This is a genomic window from Streptomyces sp. 7N604, assembly GCF_052245475.1.
Taxonomy (GTDB): Bacteria; Actinomycetota; Actinomycetes; order Streptomycetales; family Streptomycetaceae; genus Streptomyces.
This window is the reverse complement of the sequence record NZ_JBQQBX010000010.1, coordinates 30584-50065: the sequence shown is the minus strand read 5'-3', so window position 1 is coordinate 50065 and position 19482 is coordinate 30584. Positions and strand designations below refer to the sequence as shown.

The following is a 19482-nucleotide window of genomic DNA, read 5'->3' as shown; positions in this document are numbered from 1 at the left end:
GCCGCCGTGTCGGTACGCCCATCTTTCATGATCAATGCACAGGGAGTTGCACACCCATGACCGCACATCGTTCTCTGGTCCGCCGGGCCACCGCCCCTGCTGTCGTTGCCACCGCCGCGGTGGTGCTGGCGGCCTGTGGCGGAGGCGACAGCTCCGGCGGGCACGACGGCCACAGGACCAGCTCGCCGTCGGCGTCGGCGCTCACCCAGCAGGGCGACCACAACAGCTCGGACGTCGCCTTCGCCACGGGCATGATCCCTCACCACCGGCAGGCAGTGGAGATGGCCGATCTGGCCGCCGACCGGGCCTCCTCGCAGCAGGTCAAGGAGCTGGCCGACAAGATCAAGAAGGCGCAGGGCCCGGAGATCAAGACGATGTCCGGGTGGCTTGAGTCCTGGGGCGAGCAGGTGCCCGCCGAGGACGAGGGCATGGATCACGGCGGTCACGGCATGCCCGGCATGATGAGTGCCGACGACATGGCCAAGCTGGAGAAGTCCTCCGGGAAGGCGTTCGACACAGCGTTCCTGGAGATGATGGTCAAGCACCACGAAGGCGCGGTGGAGATGGCCAAGACGGAACAGTCCCAGGGTGCCCACAAGGCCGCCAAGGACATGGCCAAGGACATCGTCACCTCGCAGACCGCCGAGATCACGCAGATGAACAAGCTGCTCGGCAAGGGCTGACAGTCCTCCGACCTGCGGGGCGGCGCCACAGAGTGCCGCCCCGCACCGGAACTCAGGTGCGGCTCCGTGCCGCCACGCTCTCCGGGCCCCTTCTTCGTCTTCGCCTCCGACGAGGCCGACTTCCAACGCTGGTCGCGATCGAGCGGCCCAGGACGGACCTGCTCGTGGCTCTCGCCCCCGACGGGCGCGTGCTGACCAGCCGAGAGGGCACCGCCTGGAGCGAGCGCGCCGACCTGCCCGACGGAGCTCAGCCCACGGTCCTCACCGCGGTCGGCACGACGCGTCTGCTGGCCGCCGACACCCCAGACACGACTACGAATCGAAGGACGGCGGCCGCAGCTGGACCACACTGCACCGCGCCGCCCACGGGCGAGGCGACAGCCACTAGTGCTGCACCGCGTTGATTGGTTGAGGGCGTGTGTCCGGTGATGGGGGTTACCACCCGCTGTGGGCGCATCGTTGACCGATCGGGGTCCATGTAGGGCAACGCCCGTGGCATGCGGCAGTTCCCGTGGCCGGATCTCACAGAAAATGGTCATTGTGGCCGCCGTCATATGCCGGAACCATGGGCGACATGCCCGAATCACGCAGAGTCCTCATCGTCGCCTTTCCCGGCGTGGAACTCCTGGATGTCACCGGTCCGGCCGAGGTCTTCGCCGTCGCCTCGCGCATCGCCGGGGCAGACCGTCCCGGCTACCGGGTGGACATCGCGGCGGCTCGGGTTGGCGAGCTGCCGACCTCCAGTGGGGTCCGGCTGGTGGCTGACGTGGCCCTGGAGGAGGTGGGCGGGCAGGTGGACACCCTGCTCGTGTCGGGTGGGATCAACCTGGTCGATGGGGGCGTCGAACCGGTGATCGACGCCACCGTCGTCGAGTGGCTGCGTACGGCGGCCCCCCGGGCCCGCCGGACCGCCTCAGTCTGCGCGGGTGCGCACCTGCTGGCCGCGGCGGGGCTCCTGGACGGGCTGTCTGCCACCACCCACTGGCTCACCGCCGAGCGGCTGGCCGCTGACTACCCGCAGATAGCCGTCGACCCGGACCCGATCTTCATCCGGGCCGGGCAGGTGTGGACCTGTGCGGGTGTCACCTCGGGGATGGACATGGCCCTGGCCATGGTCGCCGAGGACCATGGCCAGGCCCTGGCGCTCGCCACCGCCCGCATGATGGTCATGTATGTGAAGCGTCCCGGCGGGCAGAGCCAGTTCAGCGTGTCGCTCTCGATCCACGCACCCTCGGGTGACCGGATCGATGAGCTACGCCTGTGGATCGCCGACCATCTCGCCGACGACCTGTCCGTCGAGGTACTCGCCGAGCGGATGCACCTGAGCGTGCGTCACTTCGCCCGGCTGTTCCGGCAGCGCACCGGCAGCACGCCCGCCTCCTGCATCGAAGCCGTCCGGGTGGAGGCCGCGCGCCGCCTCCTGGAAGAGACCGGTCGCCCCCTGCCCGAGGTCGCAGCCGCCGGCGGCCTCGGCTCCGTGGAGACCCTGCACCGGGCCTTCCGGCGTCGACTGGTTACCACCCCGGCCGAATACCGGCGCCGATTCCGGTCCCCGCACGCTGCCGACACCAGTGGCGCGTTCCCTCCCGGCCCTCTCCCCCTGCCCGACCCGATCCCGGCACCATGACCCGCAGAGAGAGTCCCCTGCCGCTGTCCCCGTTCCCTGACTCGCCGCTCGCCCGCGCCGCCGACCAGATGCTGCTCGCCGCGAGCCCCCCGACGCTGGTGGCCCACTGCCACCGCACCTACCGCTTCGGTTCGGCCTTCCTTGAGGGACAGCGACGCGCCTTCGACGCCGAGGCGCTGTTCATCGCCTCCGCCCTGCACGACCTGGCTCTACCGAGGCGTATGACGATCCCCAGACCCCCTTCGAGCTGCACGGAGCCCGGCTGGCCGAGCAGGAGTTGCACTCCCGCGGAGCCCGGCCCGACCTGGCCGGGCTGGTCCGGGACGCGATCGCCCTGCTCATGGGCCTCATCACCGGCAGGCCGGCCAACCCGCCCTTCCACGACGACCCGCTGCGCAATCTGGCCAGCCTGCGCGAGATGCTCGCGCTCAAGCCGACCAGACTGCACGTGGGCCACGGCACTGCTCTCGACCCCGACCGCGTGCGCCACTGGGCGGACAAAGAGGATCACCGACTGCACAAACGGGCGGCGAAGGGCCGCTTGCCTCGGCGAACAGAGCCTGCGAGTTCCCACACGCAGCCCACGACTGACCACGATGAGGCCCCCTCGCTCCGGCCTCCTTACGACTGATCGCTCTGCCAGTCAGGTAGAACCGTCCTGGTAGCCGTCGCTTGGCGAGGTAGATGGCGAAGCCCCAGGGGTGCGTGACCCGGCGAAGCGTAGACGATGCAATGGCGCCGTGGCCGGCCGCCTTTCCGCACAATCAAGCGGCCGAGCCATCCGGCCGAGGACACGGCCGGTCGCAGTGCGTCAGGAGCTCTAAGCGCCAGCAGCAGGACGTCTTGTTGCTCGTCGTGCGGCGAAGTCGGTCACCCATGGTGCTTCGTCGTGACGGTGAATTCACCGCGGATGCCGCTGCCGACCATGCCCGGCTTGCAGGCGGTGGTGTACTTGCCGGCCTCGGTGACCTTTACGGTCATCGTGCGGGAGGTGCCGGGCCCGATGCCCTCGACCTCGCTGATCACCTTGTCATCTGGTCCGTAGAGGTAGAACTCGGTGATCTTGCTTCCCTCGTTGGCCACCTCGAAGGCGATGGATCCGGCAGGCGCGGACGTCCGGGAGAGCTTGCAGGCGTCGTCAGTGGCCTTGACCGCGATAGCACCCGACTTCGCGTCGCTGCTGCCCTTTTCGGCACAGGCGGTCACAAGGGTGAGCTGTCCAGCAGTCAGCAGGGCGATGGCGACAGGCCGGATCAAGCGAGAGGTCACAGCGGAGTCTCCTTGGCGGGATGGCGAGGGGCAGAGGCGCCCGCGGAGTGTCGGCGAGAGGACAGCTTCGCTGTCCAGATATCGATCATCCCTCGGTCGCCCCCTGAACCTTGGCGGACGGTGCATGGCGCCTCAACTCTCCCTGGATGGCGAAAAGTTCACCTGGCGGCGATCAATATGCGAACCAATGTCCACATTGTGGGAGGACTTGACTCGCACACGACACGGCCTTAGGTTCGCCTAACCTTACCGTGATTGAAGGATTTTCAGCCATGCCCAGAACGTCACTCAGCGCGCTCTGCATCGTCGTCCCGCTCGCCCTCGCCCTCAGCGCCTGCGGCGGTTCCGGCAAGCCCGACAAGGCACCCGCCAAGAACCAGGCGAAGGAGACGGCACCGGCCGGAGTAGCACACCAGCACACCGTGCTCGAGGCGGAGATCGCGGCCAGGGGCGGCGAGACCCGCGTCGGGGAATACCGCATCGGCTACATCGTCGAGGCGGCCGAGCCCTGGTTCCACCCCGAGCACGGCAAGCAGGTCAACCGGACGCCCGCCAAGGACGAGACGCACCACATCGAGATCATCCCGATGGAGGCCAAGACCGGCCGTATTGTGCCGGATGTGCCGATCCGCCTCGAAGTAGTCGACAAGGACGGCAAGGTCGTCCAGGCCCAGGACCTGAACTTCTACTACGCCGAGTTCTTCCACTACGCCAACAACTTCTCCATCCCCAAGGCCGGCACGTACACGCTGCGCGCCACGCTTAAGCCCCCGACCTTCCTGCGTCACGGTGCCAGCGGTGAGAAGCCCGCCCTGAGCAAGGCAGTCACCGCCACCCTCCGCGACGTGGAACTGAAGCCGGAGAGCTGAGCGGTGGCTTCGAGCTCCGGAATAGCAACGGCCGCCCCGGGCCCGGAACCCGGGCGGCCCGCGCTCGCAGACGGCGCCGAGATCCACGACCGTCCGCCAACCCCGCCGTGGGCGCTCGTGACCCTCGGCGCCCTGAGCGCTGCTGCCCTGGCCGCCGCCTGCTGGGTGGCCGGGCACGTCCACGCCGACCCACCCTTGCTGGCCGCAGCCCGCTTCCTGCACCTCGCGGCGCTGATCGTCGGGCTGGGTTCCGTGCTCGCCGTCGACTGGTTCGCCATCCTCTGGTTGCTCGGACGCCGCCGTCTGGCCGATGTCCTGCAGACCGCCTGCGCCCTGCAGATGCCGATATGGCTCGGGCTGGCCGGACTGGTGCTCAGCGGCCTGTTCCTCCGGCCGAACCTGTCCTCGCCGCTGACCGCGATCAAGCTCGGACTCGTACTCGCTGTGATGCTCAACGGCCTCTACGCCCACTGGCTCGGACAACGCGTACGGCAATGGCAGACCCAGCGCGTGCCGCGTCGCCTGCTGATCCAGTCGGGAATCGCCGCCACGATCTCCCAAGGCGGATGGTGGGGCGCCACCGTGATCGGCTTCCTCAACAGCCAACCCTGAACCGGCACATCGACTTCAATTGGAGAACGGCGTGTTCGCCAACTACCTGATCGGCCTGCGCGAGGGGCTGGAAGCCAGCCTGGTCGTCTGCATCCTCGTCGCCTACCTCGTCAAGACTGAGAACCGGACCAAGCTGCCGCCCATCTGGCTCGGCGTGGGCATCGCGGTCGCCCTCAGCCTGGGCGTGGGAGCCGTCCTGCAATTCAGCTCCGCCCAACTGACGTTCGAGGCCCAGGAGGCGCTCGGCGGCGGCCTGTCCATCATCGCCGTGGGCCTCGTGACGTGGATGGTGTTCTGGATGCGACGCACCGCCCGGCACCTGAAGGCCGAACTCCACGGCCGACTGGACGAGGCACTGGCGATCGGCACGGGCGCCCTGGTGGCCACCTCGTTCCTCGCCGTGGGCCGCGAAGGCATTGAGACCGCACTGTTCCTCTGGTCCGCAGTGCAGGCGACAAACGACGGGACGCGGCCGGTCGTCGGAGCCGCACTCGGACTGCTCACCGCAGTCGTGCTGGGCTGGCTGTTCTACCGCGGAGCCCTGCGGATCAACCTCGCGAAATTCTTCACCTGGACCGGCGCCATGCTGGTCGTCGTGGCCGCGGGCGTACTCGCCTACGGCATCCACGACCTGCAGGAAGCCGACATCCTGCCGGGCCTGGACAACCGCCTCTTCGACATCAGCGCCACCATCCCACCCGACAGCTGGTACGGCACCCTGCTCAAAGGCACCTTCAACTTCCAGCCCAACCCCAGCGTGATCCAGGCCACCGTCTGGGCGCTCTACCTGGCCCCCGTACTTTTCCTGTTCCTGCGACCGCTCCGGCCAGCCAAGGTCCCCGTCTCCGCTTAAGGGACGCCGTCTCTTATGGCCGCTCGGGCGGGGCATGATGTGCCTGATCGCCGTTCACCGTAGCCTCCGTCGAGTCAGGGTCGCTGGCACGGGCGACCAGTCCTGCCGCGACGAGCGCCGCGATGATCGCGGGAACAAGCAGCGCACGTTCATCTGGGGATCCCTTTGAGCGCCGCCTGGAAACAGCGCTGCCAAACTCACATCGAACGGCGTCGTCAACCGGATGGCACTGTGAAGGCAACTGTGACAGCCCGGGCGAACATCGCCAGCCTCAAGCTTGCCGTCCGAGCGTTCTACCCCGACATCGCCCAGTGGGCCGTCGACGAGCCGACCCGCTGGGGCCGATGGGGCAGTACCAAGCCCGATCAATAAAACCGACGTCGCTGTGGTGAAACACAACAAGCGGCGCAAGGCCCGCATGGACCAGCGGACACGGGAACGGCTTCCTGCCCTTCCGGCCGTCGCTCGCGCCGCAGCCTCACATCTCGCCTCGGCCAAGGCGCGGTTGGAAGCGCTCCGGGGTACTCCATCAGGGGGACAGTTCACGGTCCTCGGGGAAACCTACAGCCGGGCAACAGCTGACGGATCTACCTGGGCAGTGAATCAGGCATCGGGACGCCGGGGCGACCTCGCTCTCGCAGAGATTCGGGCCTTCTGGGCCTGGGCAATGATCGAATTTATGCAGCACACCGGTGTTCGAATCGAAGTTCATCGGGCAAGCCATTGAACTTCGCACCCCACGACTTCCGTCGAGTCTTCATCACTGATGCCATCCGAAGCGGATTGCCCCCGCACATCGCTCAAGTCATCGCGGGGCATACCAACATCAACACAACAATGGGTGACAACGTCATCTATCCGGCCGAGGCCATCGAAGCCCACCGAGCGTTCATCGCCCGTCGCCGAGCACTCCGGCCCAACGGACACGACTTGCCGACATCCGACAACCTGATCGCCCGTATCGCCGAGGCCGAATGCGAAGGCTGGCTCGGCGAGGTCGAAGGGCTACGGGTCAGCCTCTCTGGGGCAGAAGAGAAGATCGCCCAGCTCGATGCCCGCCAGGAGCGCAGGTCATCGAAGGTGTTCCTCGGAGTTCCCTCGTGCGACCAAATCGGAGCTCGAACGGCGGTGAGCCCTGATCATGAATCGACGCCTGGAGCCTGACGGATCCCCGTCCGGCAGGTTGGACGCCCTCATGTGTTCGGTCAGACAGCCCCTGCCTAGGCTTTACGGGCGAGCAGTTGAATCTCCTGGAACTGCCGCCGGTCGGTGGGCTGAGGCTCGCGAACCATCCGGGCTACCTCGGTCAACCCGGACTTGCGCAGCATCGTGGCCAGGTGATCAGGCCACCACCGATAGGCCGGCGCGACTGTGTGATCGAAGACCTGCGTCGGGTGAGACGGATCATCGCTTGCCGAAAAACCGACCAGAAGGTGGCCGCCAGGTGCCAGCACGCGATGGAACTCCGCCAGGATGACGGGGAGTTCCTGCGGCGGAGTGTGGATCATGGACCAACGTGAGAGTACGCCGCCCAGCACGCCGTCAGCGATGTTCAATGCGGCCATCGAGCCCACGTCGAACCGCAGGCCCGGATAGGCCTGTCGAGCCAACTTGATCATCGCAGGAGAGGCATCAACACCAAACGCCGCCAGCCCCAGCTCGTCCAGATAAGCGGTGATATGGCCAGGCCCGCACCCCAGGTCCGCGACCTGACCGTCCCCACTCGCACTTACGACCTCGGCGAAGGCACCCAAGATCCCGCGGTCCAGGGGACTGTCACGCAGCGTGTCGCGGAACAGCTGCGCATAGGTGGGGGCAGCAGCGTCGTAAGCCTCGCGGGTGGCACTGAGGGCATCGTGTTCGACCATGCTCGCGACAGTAGTTCCTGGCCCCGAGGCGAGCCGAGAGAATCACGATCTTCCCTCCCGCCCGTTCGCCCGGGCTATCGCTAGTTCAGAGAAGCCATGCATCCGCGCTGATCGGTGGTAGCCACGGTCGCTGACCTTACGTTGCTGCTCCCCCCAGGACGTGGGACACAGACCGGGTCGATGTGCAGGTGCCCGCTGCGGGCAGCCGTTGGACCCCGTGAACCATCCGGCCCACCGGCCACGTCATGTGGACGCGGCCCTGCCGCGTCACCGGACATCCGAGGATGCGACGTACGACGCTCAGGGGCGGGGTGCGGGAGACGTGGCCGAACGTGAAGGGCAGGCGCTCGGCATACCGCTGTCGCCCCACAGGCGGCGTTGTCAGGAAAGGACTCCTGGACGACGGCGTCAGGCCGTGCCTGTGACCGGCAGGCCCGCAGAGAACCCGGGCCGTCCCGAACGGGCTCGTCCCCACAACCGAAGTGAGCCAACCCTCATGCACGAACTGACCGCCCCGGCGCAGTACTTCCTCGATCTGCTCGGCATCTTCGGCTTCGCGCTGTCGGGTGCCTATCTCGGCGTGCGCAAGGACTTCAACCTCTTCGGGACCCTCGTCCTCGCCGAGGCCGCCGGGCTGGGCGGTGGCCTGTTGAGGGACCTCGTCCTCGACGTCCCGTCGATCGCCTTCACCGATCCCGGCTATCCACTCGCGCCACTTGCCGCAGCACTGATCGCCTACCTCAGCAGGCCCTTTCACCGCCAGCCCTATTTCTTCGACGTGCTGGACGCGGTCGGTCTCGGCCTGTTCAGCGTCACCGGGACGATCAAAGGGCTTCAGCACGGAATGGCAGCCGTCCCGTCGGCCGCGCTGGGAGTCATCACCGCCATGGGAGGAGGCATCCTCGCCAGCGCGGTGGCGAAGGAACTGCCTGCCCTGCTGCGCTGGGACAGCGACCTGTACGCCGTACCCGCGATGACCGGCGCGGGAGCGGCGTCCGCGCTGCACGCGGCGGGGGCCCTGAACGTCGCCACGGCGATCGGCGCGGCCCTCACGGCGTTCACGTTCCGCCTGCTGGCACTCCACTTCCACTGGCGCCCGCGCCGCTCGGCCACCTGGCAGGCCAAATCCTCCCAGCTGCCTCCCCTTCCAGACGCCGACGCCGCCCTCCTCACCTCGTCTTCCCGCCCCGCCTTCGCGGACACCATGCGCCTGAGAATCAGCGGCGTCCCGTCGAGCCGTATCGCCCAGCAGCGCGGACCGGCGCCGCTTGCCGGGACGACGCGTCTGAGGGACCTCAACCTCCCGTCGAGCCCCACCGTCCAGCCGCGCGAACCGGCACCGCTTCCCGATCCGACGCGTCAGGTTCAGCCCCACCTCACCAGAACATTGCCCCCCGGCCCCGTCGATCCCCGGCTCTCCATGGGACTGCGCCACTCCAAGTCCCCGCGGACGCAACAGGCCGGCGGTCACGAAACTCCCGGACGTGAGCCGGCCTGAGTCCGCCGAGACGGCGAAGCCGCAGCCCTCGCCCGTCATGGAGGAACGGCGTGTGTGGCTGTTGGTGGGTGGGTGGGTGGGTAGGTGGGTGGTTATGACATGGCGGCGACCATGGTGCGGGTGTCCGCGATGGTCTCGAAAGCGACCGGTACGCCGTGCTCGAAGCGCCACGCATGCGCGAAGCGTGCCTTCATCGCCTTGCCCGTCCCACGGCGTCGCCCTTGGTAGTGCCCGAGTGCGATCACCACGTCCTCGACGGCAATGAGCTCTGCCGGGACGACGGCGAAGTCCTCCCACTCGGTGTCGAACCGGGCGAACACGTTGGCCAGCACCGCGTCACGGCCGCGGTAGGTTCCGCCGTACGGCAACCCGGCGGCGACGACCCACTCGATCTTGTCACTCAGCGTGCTGAGGACCGCCTCACCGTCCCCACGGCTCAGATCGGCGTACATCTGGTCCACCACTTCCCGGTTCCTCGACGCCCGGGCGTCCTGCAGGCTCATCGTCACACTGGCGGTCATCTGTACTCCCATTCCTGGTTCCTTGTGCGGCCGGCCGCCCAAGACGTGAGCGACGACAGGCCCCGGTGCGGCCGAGAATCGGTGCCTATGCCCGAGTCCGCGGCGCGGCCCTCCTCCGGGCGGCACCGATGAACACCGGGGTGTGCCGCGGCGGCATCGGGCGACCGGCCTATCAGCGAAAATCGGTGCGGGGCCGGCCCGGGCGGGCCTGATCGAGGATCCGCTGGGTGGGTGGGAGGTAACCTCCGCACTCCTGAACCCAGTCGGCATGACTACGCGTACCCGTCTGCCGTATCAGTGGTCGTCGCGGATGGTGGTGGCGATGCCGTTTTTGATGACGACCTCGGCGGACACGCCGGTGCCCTTGGTGGCCGCCTCCAGTTCCTCTTCGGTGCACTCGGTGCCGGCCTGTCCGGCCTCGTCGCCGCAGATGTCACCGGCGCCCCAGATCTCGGTGTCCTCCGCGACGAAGAACCCCTGCTCGGTCCCCTTCATGTCCGAGACGGTGTACTTGCCAGGCGCCAGGTAGGACACCGTGCCGAACCAGGTGCCGTTGACGCCCTTGCCCTTGTTGATGTCGTCGATGGTCGAATCCGCGCCCTCTCCCTCAGCCGGAGCGCCGGAGCCGCCGCCCTCACTGCTGCCCTCGCCCGCAGTGCCCTCGTCGACCGGGGCGCCCTCGTCCGGAGCCGGGCGCTCGGTGACCTTTCTGGCGATGCCGTCCCTCATGACCACGTCCGCGGCTATCGACCCGTCCTTGAGGGCCTTCTCCAGATCGCCGACCGTGCAGGGGGTGTCGGCGGCGGAGTTGTGCTCACCGCAGATGGTGCCCGCGCCGTAGACCTTGGTGTCCTCGGCCACCCAGAACTGCTGCTCCTTGCCGTTGGCGTTGACGATGTGCTTGCCCGGTGCCAGATACTCCACCGTGCCGCCCGCGAAGGTCCCGCTCACCCCCTTCGCCTTCGCCTTCGCCGCCGCCTCCGCCGGCGCTGCGGAGGCACCGGTCTTCGACTTCGACGAGGAGTCCGCGCCCGTGGTGTCCCCCTGGCAGGCGGTCAGCAGCGTGGTCCCCGCGAGGAACGCGGCAGCGACGAGAAAGGACTTGGCGCGCAGAGTGGAAGCCATGGTGGTGTCCCCGTTTCATGGAAGGGGGCCGGCGGCGGATGCCCCGTGCCCCGTGGTGATCGGCGGTGTGTGATCACCATGCGCCAGGTCAGAGCCCCCGGAAAGGGAAGTCCTCGACCCACGACTCCCCCGTCACCGTTCCAGGACACGGCAACAACTCCGTGATGAAGGTGCGTTGACGCAACCCCGGCACCCGGAAGACACTCCGCAGGCCGAGCGCTCGGCGCTCCCCGGTCGGCGGGTGCCGACCGGGGAGCGCCGTGTGCCGGGCCGCGCCCGGCGGCCGCAAGCGCCGTAAGCGCCGTAAGCGCCGCAAGCAGTCATAAGCGGCCTTAAGTGGCGCGGTCGCTAGCCGTCCGCGCTCTGCTGGAGCATGGCGAGGGTCAGGACGTTGCCGCCGATTCCCCAGCCGCCGTCGGGGACTTCCTCGACCAGCACCATGGTGGTGGCGCGGGCGCGTTCACCGTAGATCTCGACGTACAGCTCGGTGGCACGGGTGACGATTTGTTCCTTCTGCTTCTCGTCGAGGGTCCCGGCGGGGACCTTGAAGTTGGCGAAGGGCATGGTCGTTCTCTCTCCTGGGGTATCGACGGCTAGAGGGAGCTGCCTGCGGTGAGCAGGTCGTCCAGCCCGACGCGGCGGAAGAGGTCGGCGCGGACGCGGTCGGCGACCGCGGAGACGACTTCGCTGCCGTCGTGGCTGGGGTCTATGTGGGTGCGCAGCGGCCGGGTGCCGGCGGGCATGGCCACCAGGCGTACGACGGCGTCGGCGACCTGCGCGGCGTCGGCGACCTGCGGGATGAGCGCGGCCAGCCGGTCGTTGAGGCCGGCCAGCAGGGGACCGTAGCGCTCGTCGTAGGCGGCGGCGCTTTTGTCGGTGTCGGCGGGTGCGCCGGCGTGGGCGAAGTGGTTGGTGCCGGTGGTGAAAGCGCCGGGGACGACGATGGTCCCCGCGTACACGGTGTGACCGGCGCGGGCCAGGGCGCGTACGGTCAGCGCCCCGAAGCCGCTGGAGGCACCGGTCACCAGGAACGTGCTGGTGCTGGGTGTGTGGGAGGGCATGGGGTGGTCCTCGGCTGTGTCCGATGCGCGGCTCCGCCGCGCGTATAGCGCCGCCGTGCAGGGTGAGGATGCTTGCGAACGTGAGCGGGCACCGCGGCCGTTCAGATGATGCCGCCGTTGGCACGGATGACCTGGCCGTTGACCCAGTGGCCGGCCGGGGAGGCGAGGAAGGCGACGACCTCGGCGATGTCGGCGGGGGTGCCGAGCCGTTCCAGCGGGGGCTGGGCGGCCAGGCGGGCGACGGTCTCCTCGTCCTTGCCCTCGAGGAACAGGTCGGTGGCGGTGGGGCCGGGGGCGACGGCGTTGACGGTGACGTCCCGGCCGCGCATCTCGCGGGCGAGGATCAGCGTGACCGCCTCCACCGCGCCCTTGCTCGCGCTGTAGGCGCCGTAACCGGGGAAGGCCAGGCCCACCACGGACGTGGAGAAGGTGACGATCGCCCCGCCACTGCGTACCTTCCGGGCCGCCTGCTGGGCGACGACGAAGGTCCCGCGGATGTTGGTGCGGTGCAGCGCGTCCAGTTCGGCCAGGTCCAGCTCGGCGATGGAGGACATGTATGCCCGTCCGGCGGCGTGGACGACGACGTCGACACCGCCGTACTCGGACTCGGCGGTGGCGAACAGCGCGGCCACGGCCTGCTCGTCGGCGACGTCGGCCTGGACGGCGACCGCCCGGCCACCGGCCGCCGTGACGTCCTTGACGGCGGCATCGGCCAGGTCCCGGTTTCCGGCGAACCCGACCACGACGGCGAACCCGTCGGCGGCCAGCCGGCCCACCGTCTGGCGGCCGATACCGCGGGAGCCGCCGGTGACGATGGCGACGCGAGGGTGGTCAGTGCTGTGGTCGGACCTGGCGCGGCTCTCCGCGGGGTTCGGGAGGGACATGGAGACTCCTGCGAGGGGTGCCGACCGGGGATTCCCCGGATCGGATTGAACGGTGTGTGGGTCGTGGTGCGGGACGAGGGCGTCGCCGCCGCAGTGCCCCGCTTTCCCGTCCACCGTCCTCCGGCCTTCCGTCCCCAGCCAGGGCTGCGTTTACCCAGGGGTTGTCGTCCCCTGGCTCAGCTCACCCGAGCGAGTGACGATGGGGGCATGAACCCTCCCGAACTCGCCGCGTTTCTGAAGTCCCGGCGCGACCGGGTCCGGCCGGACGACGTGGGCCTGCCCACCGGACCCCGGCGCCGGGTGCCCGGCCTGCGGCGCGAGGAGGTCGCACAGCTCGCCGGTCTGTCGGCGGACTACTACACCGAGCTGGAACGCGGGCGCAGCACCCAGCCCTCGGCCGAGGTCGTGGCCGCCCTCGCACGGGCGCTGCGCCTGAACGGCGACGAACGCGACCACCTGTTCCACCTCGCCCACCGGCCCGTCCCCCGAGCGGCGCACGGCACGAGCGCACACGTCCAGCCGGCCCTGCTCGGCCTGCTGGACCGGCTCACCACCACCCCCGCCCAGGTCATCAGCGACCTGCACGAGACCCTCGTACAGAACGAGCTGGCCGCAGCACTCGTCGGTCGGCCCCCGGCGGTACGCGGCCCGGCGGCGAGCTTCGTCTACCGCTGGTTCACCGACTCCGCCGCCCGCGCGCTCTACCCGCTGGAGGACCACCCGCACCACTCCCGGGTCTTCGTGGCCGACCTCCATGCGGTCGCCGCCCGGCGCGGCCGCGACCCCGAAGTGGCCCAGATGGTGGCCGTGCTACGGCAGCGCAGCGAGGAGTTCGCCACCCTGTGGGACACCCACGACGTCGCATTGCGCCGCACCGACCACAAGCGCATCGTCCACCCCACGCTGGGCGTCATCGAGCTGGACTGCCACAGCCTGTTCAGCGAGGACGGACGCCAGCGCCTGCTGTGGTTCACCGCCCCACCCGGCACCGAGGGCGCCGCCCAACTGGAACTGCTCTCCGTCATCGGCACGCAGGACATGCAACGAGAGGGAACGCGTTCCGCCGGGTAACGGGCCTGAACGCCGGCTCAACGCCAGCGGCAAGACGCGCCGGCCGCGAGCACGCCGCGGCCCTGGCCCTGCGCAGCCTGCTGCCGCACACCATCAGTGAATGGAATCCCCTGTCGCGCAGGATCGCGGCGCGGCCCGGGTCCTCCTCCGCCCACGCCTCCGAGGGAACGAGTTCGTCGGGGAGTCCCCATACCAGCCATCCCCCTCGTACAGCGCTGTCTCACGGTACCGCCGCCCCCCTCCGCGTTGATACCGAAGCGATACGCGCCGTGATGTGGACCTCACACCGGGGCACGGGAGAGACTCAACCCTCATGCCGATGCCGGGACGCATTCGGCGTGGCGAGTGGAATTCTGAGCAAGAAGGCGGTACTTGGCAGTGCAGCGGCGGCAGTTGGGGGTCATCGGGGCGGGAGTCGCGGCGATGCTGGCCTCCACCCTCTCGGCCTGCGGGAACAGCGGGTCCATCGGTGAAGGCAACGTCACCATCAAGCTGGTCGCCGCGGAATACGGCGACCGGTCGGGCAACAGCTCGAAGCGGTACTGGGACCAGCTGGCCGGGAAGTTCGAGTTCGGGAATCCCGGCATATCGGTGGACGTGGACGTCTACACCTGGAAAGAGGTCGACGAAAAGGTCGCAGACATGGTGAAGGCGGGTAAGGCGCCGGATATCGCGCAGATCGGCTCGTACGCGGACTACGCCGCGGCGGGCAAGCTCTACCGCGCCGACGAGCTGCTCTCGATCCCCACCCAGGCGGCGTTCATTCCCGCCCTCGCCGACGCCGGAAAGGTGCAACGGATTCAGTACGGCCTGCCGTTCGTCGCCAGCACGCGGGTCCTCTTCTACAACAAGGAGCTCCTGGAGGAGGCGGGCATCCCCGGCCCGCCGAAGACCTGGAGGGAGCTGCAGAAGGACGCCGAGGCGCTCAAGCAGGCGGGGGTCAGGGTGCCGTACGCACTGCCGCTCGGCCCGGAGGAGCCGCAGGCCGAGACGCTGAACTGGATGCTCAGCGGCGAGGGCGGCTTCAACGACGAGATCGGCAGCTACGCCATCGACTCGCCGGAGAACATCCGGACCTTCGAGTGGCTCCGCGACGAGTTCGTCGGCAAGGGCCTGACCAACCCCGACCCGGGCGCCATGAACCGGCAGGACGCCTTCGCCGCCTTCACGCGCGGCGACGTCGCCATGCTCAACGGGCACCCGACGCTGATGCAGCTGGCCCAGGAGAACGGCATCCGTTTCGGCATGGCGCCGCTGCCCGGCAAGGACGGGCAGTCCAGGGCGACCACGGGGACGGCCGACTGGATGATGGCCTTCAAGCAGAACGGCCACCGCGAGGCGATCGGCAAATTCCTCGACTTCGCGTACAGCAAGAAGAACGTTCTCGAATTCGCCGACCAGTACGACCTGCTGCCGGTGACCAACGCCGCGTCGGAGGCGATGCGCGCCGACGTGAACAACAAGGACGTCTGGGAATTCCTCGACCAGCTGCCGACGGCCGAGAGCTATCCGGTCGGCAAGAAGTCGTGGGGCGCGGTCGTCAGCAAGCTCAAGTCGGAAATCGGCGGCACGGTGACGAAGAACGGCGATCCGGCGAGTGTACTGGGCGATCTGCAGCGCGAGGCGGAGTCGATCGAGAACGCGGCGTCGTAGTCCGGTGGGGGCGGGGGCGAGGGCGGCGGGCTGCAGGCCCCGGACCCGGCCGGGGCCTGCAGGTAGCCACGGCCGAGGCCCTGCACGTCATTACGCACAGTGACAAGTTGCGCACATTGAGCGATAGATTTAGCGTGATTTGTGCGGGTTGGGAATGGTTCAGACCACCTGCAACTCGCCGCCGGGAAGGCCACGATGCCGCCCCTTCCGGGCGCAGGCCCTGGCCGACGTCGAACCGACGCCCGACGCCACGAGATCGCCCATGGGTTCTCCATGGGACTCCCCTCCACAGGAGGACACAGATGCTGCAATCCACGTTCAGCAAGCTCGCCCTCTGCGCGGCCACCGGCGTCCTCGCCACGATGACCGCGGTCGGCCCGGCCCTGGCTGCGCCCTCCGACGATGACCCGAGTTTCGGCAACAGCTTCAACCGCGGCGACGACCCGGACGACCGCGAAGACAATGGACGCGAGAACGCGCGGGACGACGACCGCGAAGACAACGGCCGGGACGACGACCGCGAGGACAACGGTCGCGAAGACAACGGCCGGGAGGACAATGGTCGTGACGACGACCGCGAGGACAACGGTCGCGAAGACGGACGCGAAGACAACGGTCGTGACGACGGACGTCGCGCTCCCTACAGGGGTCGCGTGATCGCCCGGACCGGTCTGCTCCTCCGCGATGCCCCCAACCGTAACGCGAGGGTCGTCGGCAGTGTCGGGTTCGGCACGACTGTTCGTATCAACTGCAAGGTCAACAGCGAGAACGTCGACGGCAACCCGCGCTGGTACCTCCTTGCGAGCGGCCACTGGGCCTGGGCCTCCGCCCGCTACATCGAGAACATCGGCCCGGCTCCGCACTGGTGCTGATGAGCAAACGCCTTCACCGGTGAGTGTGCTCCCCCGGGCGCCTTACACGCGCGCGGGGAGCACGCACGCCAGGGCAAGACACGACATAAACGAAATATGCGGCGCCGCTTGCTACGTTGCCACGCATGACCGCAACGACGGCGGACGCGCCCCCACCGGCGCTACGGTCCCCCCGACGGCGAGGCGTCGAACTGGCCCTGCTGACCGTCGCCGTGCTCATCTCCGTCCTCGGCTACCTCCAGGTCGGGCTCGCCCAGCACGGCGCGGTGCCCGGCGGCGCGGCCCGGTACGGCGCCGGACTCGGCGTCCTCGCCCTCCTCGCCCACCTCGCGGTCCGCTTCCGCGCCCCCTGCGCCGACCCCCTCCTGCTCCCCATCGCCGTCCTGCTCAACGGCCTCGGTCTGGTCCTCATCTACCGCCTCGACCTGGAGACCCCGGACGACCGGGCCGCGCCCACCCAACTCGTGTGGTCCGCCGTCGGTGTCGGGCTCTTCACCTGGGTGGTGACCCTGCTGCGCGACCACCGCGTGCTGCAGCGCTACGCGTACGTGTGCGTGGCCGCCGCGCTCGGTCTGCTGGTCATGCCGATCTTCTTCCCCGCCATCAACGGCGCCAAGGTCTGGATCCTCGTCGCCGGACTGTCCTTCCAGCCGGGCGAGTTCGCCAAGATCCTGCTCGCGGTCTTCTTCGCCGCCTATCTCGCCACGAACCGGCACGCCCTCGCGTACACCGGCCGCCGCCTGTGGAAACTCCAGTTCCCCACCGGCCGCGTACTCGGCCCGATCGCCGCGATCTGGCTCGCCAGCCTCGGCGTCCTCGTCCTCGAGCGCGACCTGGGCACCTCGCTGCTCTTCTTCGGCCTCTTCGTGATCCTGCTGTACGTCGCCACCGGCAGGGCCGGCTGGATCGCCGTCGGCCTGCTGCTCGCCGCGGTCGGCGCGCTCGTCGTCGGCCGCCTCGAACCGCACGTCCACGAGCGGGTCGAGACCTGGCTGCACCCCTTCGCCGGCATCGAGGCCGGGCAGGGCCCCGGCCAGCTGGCCCAGTCGCTGTTCGCCTTCGCCTCGGGCGGCATGCTCGGAGCGGGTCTCGGCCGCGGCGACTCCGTCCTCATCGGCTTCGCCGCCAAGTCCGACTTCATCCTGGCCACCGCGGGCGAGGAGCTCGGCCTGTGCGGGCTGAGCGCGATCGTCCTGCTGTACGCGCTGCTGGTGGCCCGCGGCTACCGGGCGGGCGTCGCGATCCGCGACGACTTCGGCCGGCTGCTCGCCGTCGGCCTCGCCTCGATCGTCGCCATGCAAGTCTTCGTCATCGCGGGTGGAGTGACGGGCCTGATCCCGCTGACCGGCATGCCGATGCCGTTCCTCGCGCAGGGCGGCTCCTCGGTCGTCACCAACTGGATCATCGTCGCGCTGCTGATCGCGCTCAGCGACTCGGCCCGCAGGCCGCCGCCCGCAGGCGAGGAGCGGCCGTGATCCGCTGCGTCCGGCGCCCGGCCGCCCTCCCCCGCACCGCCGTCATCCGTCCGCCCTGTGGGGTGCGGCTGTGATCCGCTGCGTCCGGCACACCGCCGTCTTCTGTCTGCTGCTGCTCGTGGCCCTGCTCCTCAACGCCTCCCGCATCCAGGTCTTCAGCGCGGACGACTACGAGCAGAACCCGGCCAACCGCCGCCTGGCGACGACCCGTTACGGCCAGCCGCGCGGCGACATCCTCGTCGAGGGCAGGCCCGTCACCGGCTCCCGGGACTCGGGCGAGCCACTGCGCTACGAGCGCACGTACACCGACGGCCCCCTCTACGCCCCGGTCACCGGCTACGCCTCCCAGACCTACGGCACCTCGCTCACCGAGAGCGCCGAGGACGACGTCCTGTCCGGCACCGACGCGCGGCTCGCGCCCCTGCCGCTGTGGAACGACCTCACACGCGGGCAGCAGCCCGGCGGCCACGTGCACACCACCATCAAGGCGGCCGTGCAGCGCGCCGCGTACAAGGGTCTCGACGGCCGCCGGGGCGCGGTCGCCGCCATCGAGCCCGCGACCGGCAGGATCCTGGCCCTGGCCAGCAGCCCGTCGTACGACCCGGGGATGCTGTCCGGCACGGGCGCGGCGGCCTCCCGGGCCTGGGCCGCGCTGAACCGGAGCGCGAGCCGGCCGATGCTCAACCGGGCGCTGCAGGAGACGTATCCGCCCGGCTCCACGTTCAAGGTGGTGACGGCGGCTGCCGCCCTCGACTCGGGCACCGTGCTGAGCATCGACACAGCGACCGACACCCCCGACCCGTACACGCTGCCGAACACCAGCACGCGGCTGACGAATGCGGCGGACGGCTGCGAGGACGCCGAGCTGCTGTACGCCTTCGAGGTGTCCTGCAACACGGTCTTCGCGCACCTCGGGGTGGATGTGGGGCTCAGGAGGATGGCCGAGGCCGCGGAGAGTTTCGGCTTCAACGACGACGGCCTGCGGATCCCGTCGCCCGTCGCGAGGAGCAACTTCGACACCTCGATGGACCCGGCGCAGGTCGCGCTGTCCTCCATCGGGCAGTTCGACACGCGCGCGACCCCGCTGCAGATGGCGATGGTCGCCGCGGCGGTCCCGAACGGCGGCCTGCTGCAACGTCCCTACCTGGTCGGGAAGGTGACGCGGGCCTCCTCCCGTTCCGGTGACGCGACGGTGGCGGTCACGCAGCCGCAGCCGTACCGGCAGGCGATGAGCCCCAGCACGGCGATGCAGCTGAAGGAGATGATGGTCGCCGCCGTCGAGCACGGCACGGGCGGCAGGGCCGCGATCGACGGTGCCGAGGTCGGCGGCAAAAGCGGCACGGCGCAGCACGGCGTCGGCAACTCCGGCACGCCGTACGCCTGGTTCATCTCCTGGGCGCGGGCCAAGGACGCGGCGGATCCGGCGGTCGCGGTGGCCGTGGTCATCGAGGACGCGGAGGCGAATCGCGCGGACATCAGCGGCGGCGGCAGCGCGGCCCCGATCGCGCGGGACGTGATGAAGGCCGCGCTGGGGTGAGCCC

The 19482-nt window shown here is 69.3% G+C and carries 20 protein-coding genes and 1 pseudogene; 14 read left to right on the top strand and 7 right to left on the bottom strand.

The window, feature by feature from the left end; translation table 11 throughout:
- Positions 1-56: 56 nt before the first annotated feature.
- The 3 genes from ACTWP8_RS12845 (at position 57) to ACTWP8_RS12835 (ending at position 2941) form a co-directional block, all read left to right on the top strand.
- The gene (locus ACTWP8_RS12845) at positions 57-683 is read left to right on the top strand and encodes a DUF305 domain-containing protein (protein ID WP_443322269.1); all 627 of its coding nucleotides are present in this window, start codon (positions 57-59) and stop codon (positions 681-683) included.
- A gap of 574 nt (positions 684-1257) precedes the next feature.
- Positions 1258-2310 (top strand): GlxA family transcriptional regulator, encoded by a 1053-nt coding sequence (locus tag ACTWP8_RS12840; RefSeq protein ID WP_443322268.1) that lies wholly within the window; start codon positions 1258-1260, stop codon positions 2308-2310.
- A 277-nt stretch (positions 2311-2587) separates the two neighbouring features.
- The gene (locus tag ACTWP8_RS12835; protein ID WP_443322267.1) at positions 2588-2941 is read left to right on the top strand and encodes a hypothetical protein; all 354 of its coding nucleotides are present in this window, start codon (positions 2588-2590) and stop codon (positions 2939-2941) included.
- 239 nt (positions 2942-3180) lie between these two features.
- Here the strand turns inward: ACTWP8_RS12835 and ACTWP8_RS12830 are convergent, their stop codons facing one another.
- Complete coding sequence (locus ACTWP8_RS12830; protein ID WP_443322266.1) at positions 3181-3579, bottom strand: cupredoxin domain-containing protein; 399 nt, start codon at positions 3577-3579, stop codon at positions 3181-3183.
- Between the two features lie 272 nt (positions 3580-3851).
- Between ACTWP8_RS12830 and ACTWP8_RS12825 the strand changes: the two genes are divergently transcribed.
- The 5 genes and pseudogenes from ACTWP8_RS12825 to ACTWP8_RS12805 all read left to right on the top strand — a co-directional run bounded on the left by ACTWP8_RS12825 (position 3852) and on the right by ACTWP8_RS12805 (position 7077).
- Positions 3852-4448: an iron transporter gene (locus ACTWP8_RS12825; RefSeq protein WP_443322265.1), complete on the top strand. Its 597-nt coding sequence runs from the start codon at positions 3852-3854 to the stop codon at positions 4446-4448.
- A gap of 3 nt (positions 4449-4451) precedes the next feature.
- Entirely contained in the window at positions 4452-5060 is a 609-nt protein-coding gene (locus ACTWP8_RS12820; RefSeq protein WP_443322264.1) for a hypothetical protein, read from the top strand.
- Positions 5061-5091: 31 nt separating this feature from the next.
- The gene (gene efeU / locus ACTWP8_RS12815; protein WP_443322263.1) at positions 5092-5913 is read left to right on the top strand and encodes an iron uptake transporter permease EfeU; all 822 of its coding nucleotides are present in this window, start codon (positions 5092-5094) and stop codon (positions 5911-5913) included.
- Between the two features lie 723 nt (positions 5914-6636).
- Positions 6637-6741, top strand: a pseudogene (locus ACTWP8_RS12810) (hypothetical protein); the annotation flags it as partial.
- A gap of 9 nt (positions 6742-6750) precedes the next feature.
- Complete coding sequence (locus tag ACTWP8_RS12805; RefSeq protein ID WP_443322403.1) at positions 6751-7077, top strand: hypothetical protein; 327 nt, start codon at positions 6751-6753, stop codon at positions 7075-7077.
- A 56-nt stretch (positions 7078-7133) separates the two neighbouring features.
- Here the strand turns inward: ACTWP8_RS12805 and ACTWP8_RS12800 are convergent, their stop codons facing one another.
- Positions 7134-7781, bottom strand: coding sequence for a class I SAM-dependent methyltransferase (locus ACTWP8_RS12800; RefSeq protein WP_443322262.1), 648 nt, complete (start codon positions 7779-7781; stop codon positions 7134-7136).
- Between the two features lie 496 nt (positions 7782-8277).
- Between ACTWP8_RS12800 and ACTWP8_RS12795 the strand changes: the two genes are divergently transcribed.
- Positions 8278-9279: a trimeric intracellular cation channel family protein gene (locus ACTWP8_RS12795; protein ID WP_443322261.1), complete on the top strand. Its 1002-nt coding sequence runs from the start codon at positions 8278-8280 to the stop codon at positions 9277-9279.
- A 92-nt stretch (positions 9280-9371) separates the two neighbouring features.
- On the opposite strand, the gene ACTWP8_RS12790 is transcribed toward ACTWP8_RS12795, so the two are convergent.
- From ACTWP8_RS12790 to ACTWP8_RS12770, 5 genes are all read right to left on the bottom strand, one after another.
- Entirely contained in the window at positions 9372-9800 is a 429-nt protein-coding gene (locus ACTWP8_RS12790) for a nuclear transport factor 2 family protein (RefSeq protein ID WP_443322260.1), read from the bottom strand.
- Between the two features lie 294 nt (positions 9801-10094).
- Entirely contained in the window at positions 10095-10925 is an 831-nt protein-coding gene (locus ACTWP8_RS12785) for a hypothetical protein (protein ID WP_443322259.1), read from the bottom strand.
- A gap of 348 nt (positions 10926-11273) precedes the next feature.
- Positions 11274-11489, bottom strand: a complete 216-nt coding sequence (locus ACTWP8_RS12780; RefSeq protein ID WP_443322258.1) for a 4-oxalocrotonate tautomerase family protein — start codon at positions 11487-11489, stop codon at positions 11274-11276.
- A 29-nt stretch (positions 11490-11518) separates the two neighbouring features.
- Positions 11519-11986 (bottom strand): hypothetical protein, encoded by a 468-nt coding sequence (locus tag ACTWP8_RS12775; RefSeq protein WP_443322257.1) that lies wholly within the window; start codon positions 11984-11986, stop codon positions 11519-11521.
- 101 nt (positions 11987-12087) lie between these two features.
- The gene (locus ACTWP8_RS12770) at positions 12088-12870 is read right to left on the bottom strand and encodes an SDR family oxidoreductase (RefSeq protein WP_443322256.1); all 783 of its coding nucleotides are present in this window, start codon (positions 12868-12870) and stop codon (positions 12088-12090) included.
- A gap of 207 nt (positions 12871-13077) precedes the next feature.
- Here ACTWP8_RS12770 and ACTWP8_RS12765 point away from each other — a divergent pair, with 207 nt between their 5' ends.
- The 5 genes from ACTWP8_RS12765 to ACTWP8_RS12745 all read left to right on the top strand — a co-directional run bounded on the left by ACTWP8_RS12765 (position 13078) and on the right by ACTWP8_RS12745 (position 19478).
- Positions 13078-13941 carry a helix-turn-helix transcriptional regulator gene (locus ACTWP8_RS12765; RefSeq protein ID WP_443322255.1) on the top strand — a complete coding sequence of 288 codons (864 nt, stop codon included), beginning with the start codon at positions 13078-13080 and terminating at the stop codon, positions 13939-13941.
- A 378-nt stretch (positions 13942-14319) separates the two neighbouring features.
- Complete coding sequence (locus ACTWP8_RS12760) at positions 14320-15594, top strand: ABC transporter substrate-binding protein (protein ID WP_443322394.1); 1275 nt, start codon at positions 14320-14322, stop codon at positions 15592-15594.
- A gap of 302 nt (positions 15595-15896) precedes the next feature.
- Positions 15897-16466, top strand: coding sequence for an SH3 domain-containing protein (locus ACTWP8_RS12755; protein ID WP_443322254.1), 570 nt, complete (start codon positions 15897-15899; stop codon positions 16464-16466).
- Positions 16467-16591: 125 nt separating this feature from the next.
- The gene (locus tag ACTWP8_RS12750) at positions 16592-17941 is read left to right on the top strand and encodes an FtsW/RodA/SpoVE family cell cycle protein (protein WP_443322253.1); all 1350 of its coding nucleotides are present in this window, start codon (positions 16592-16594) and stop codon (positions 17939-17941) included.
- Between the two features lie 70 nt (positions 17942-18011).
- Entirely contained in the window at positions 18012-19478 is a 1467-nt protein-coding gene (locus ACTWP8_RS12745; RefSeq protein ID WP_443322252.1) for a penicillin-binding transpeptidase domain-containing protein, read from the top strand.
- Positions 19479-19482: the final 4 nt, after the last annotated feature.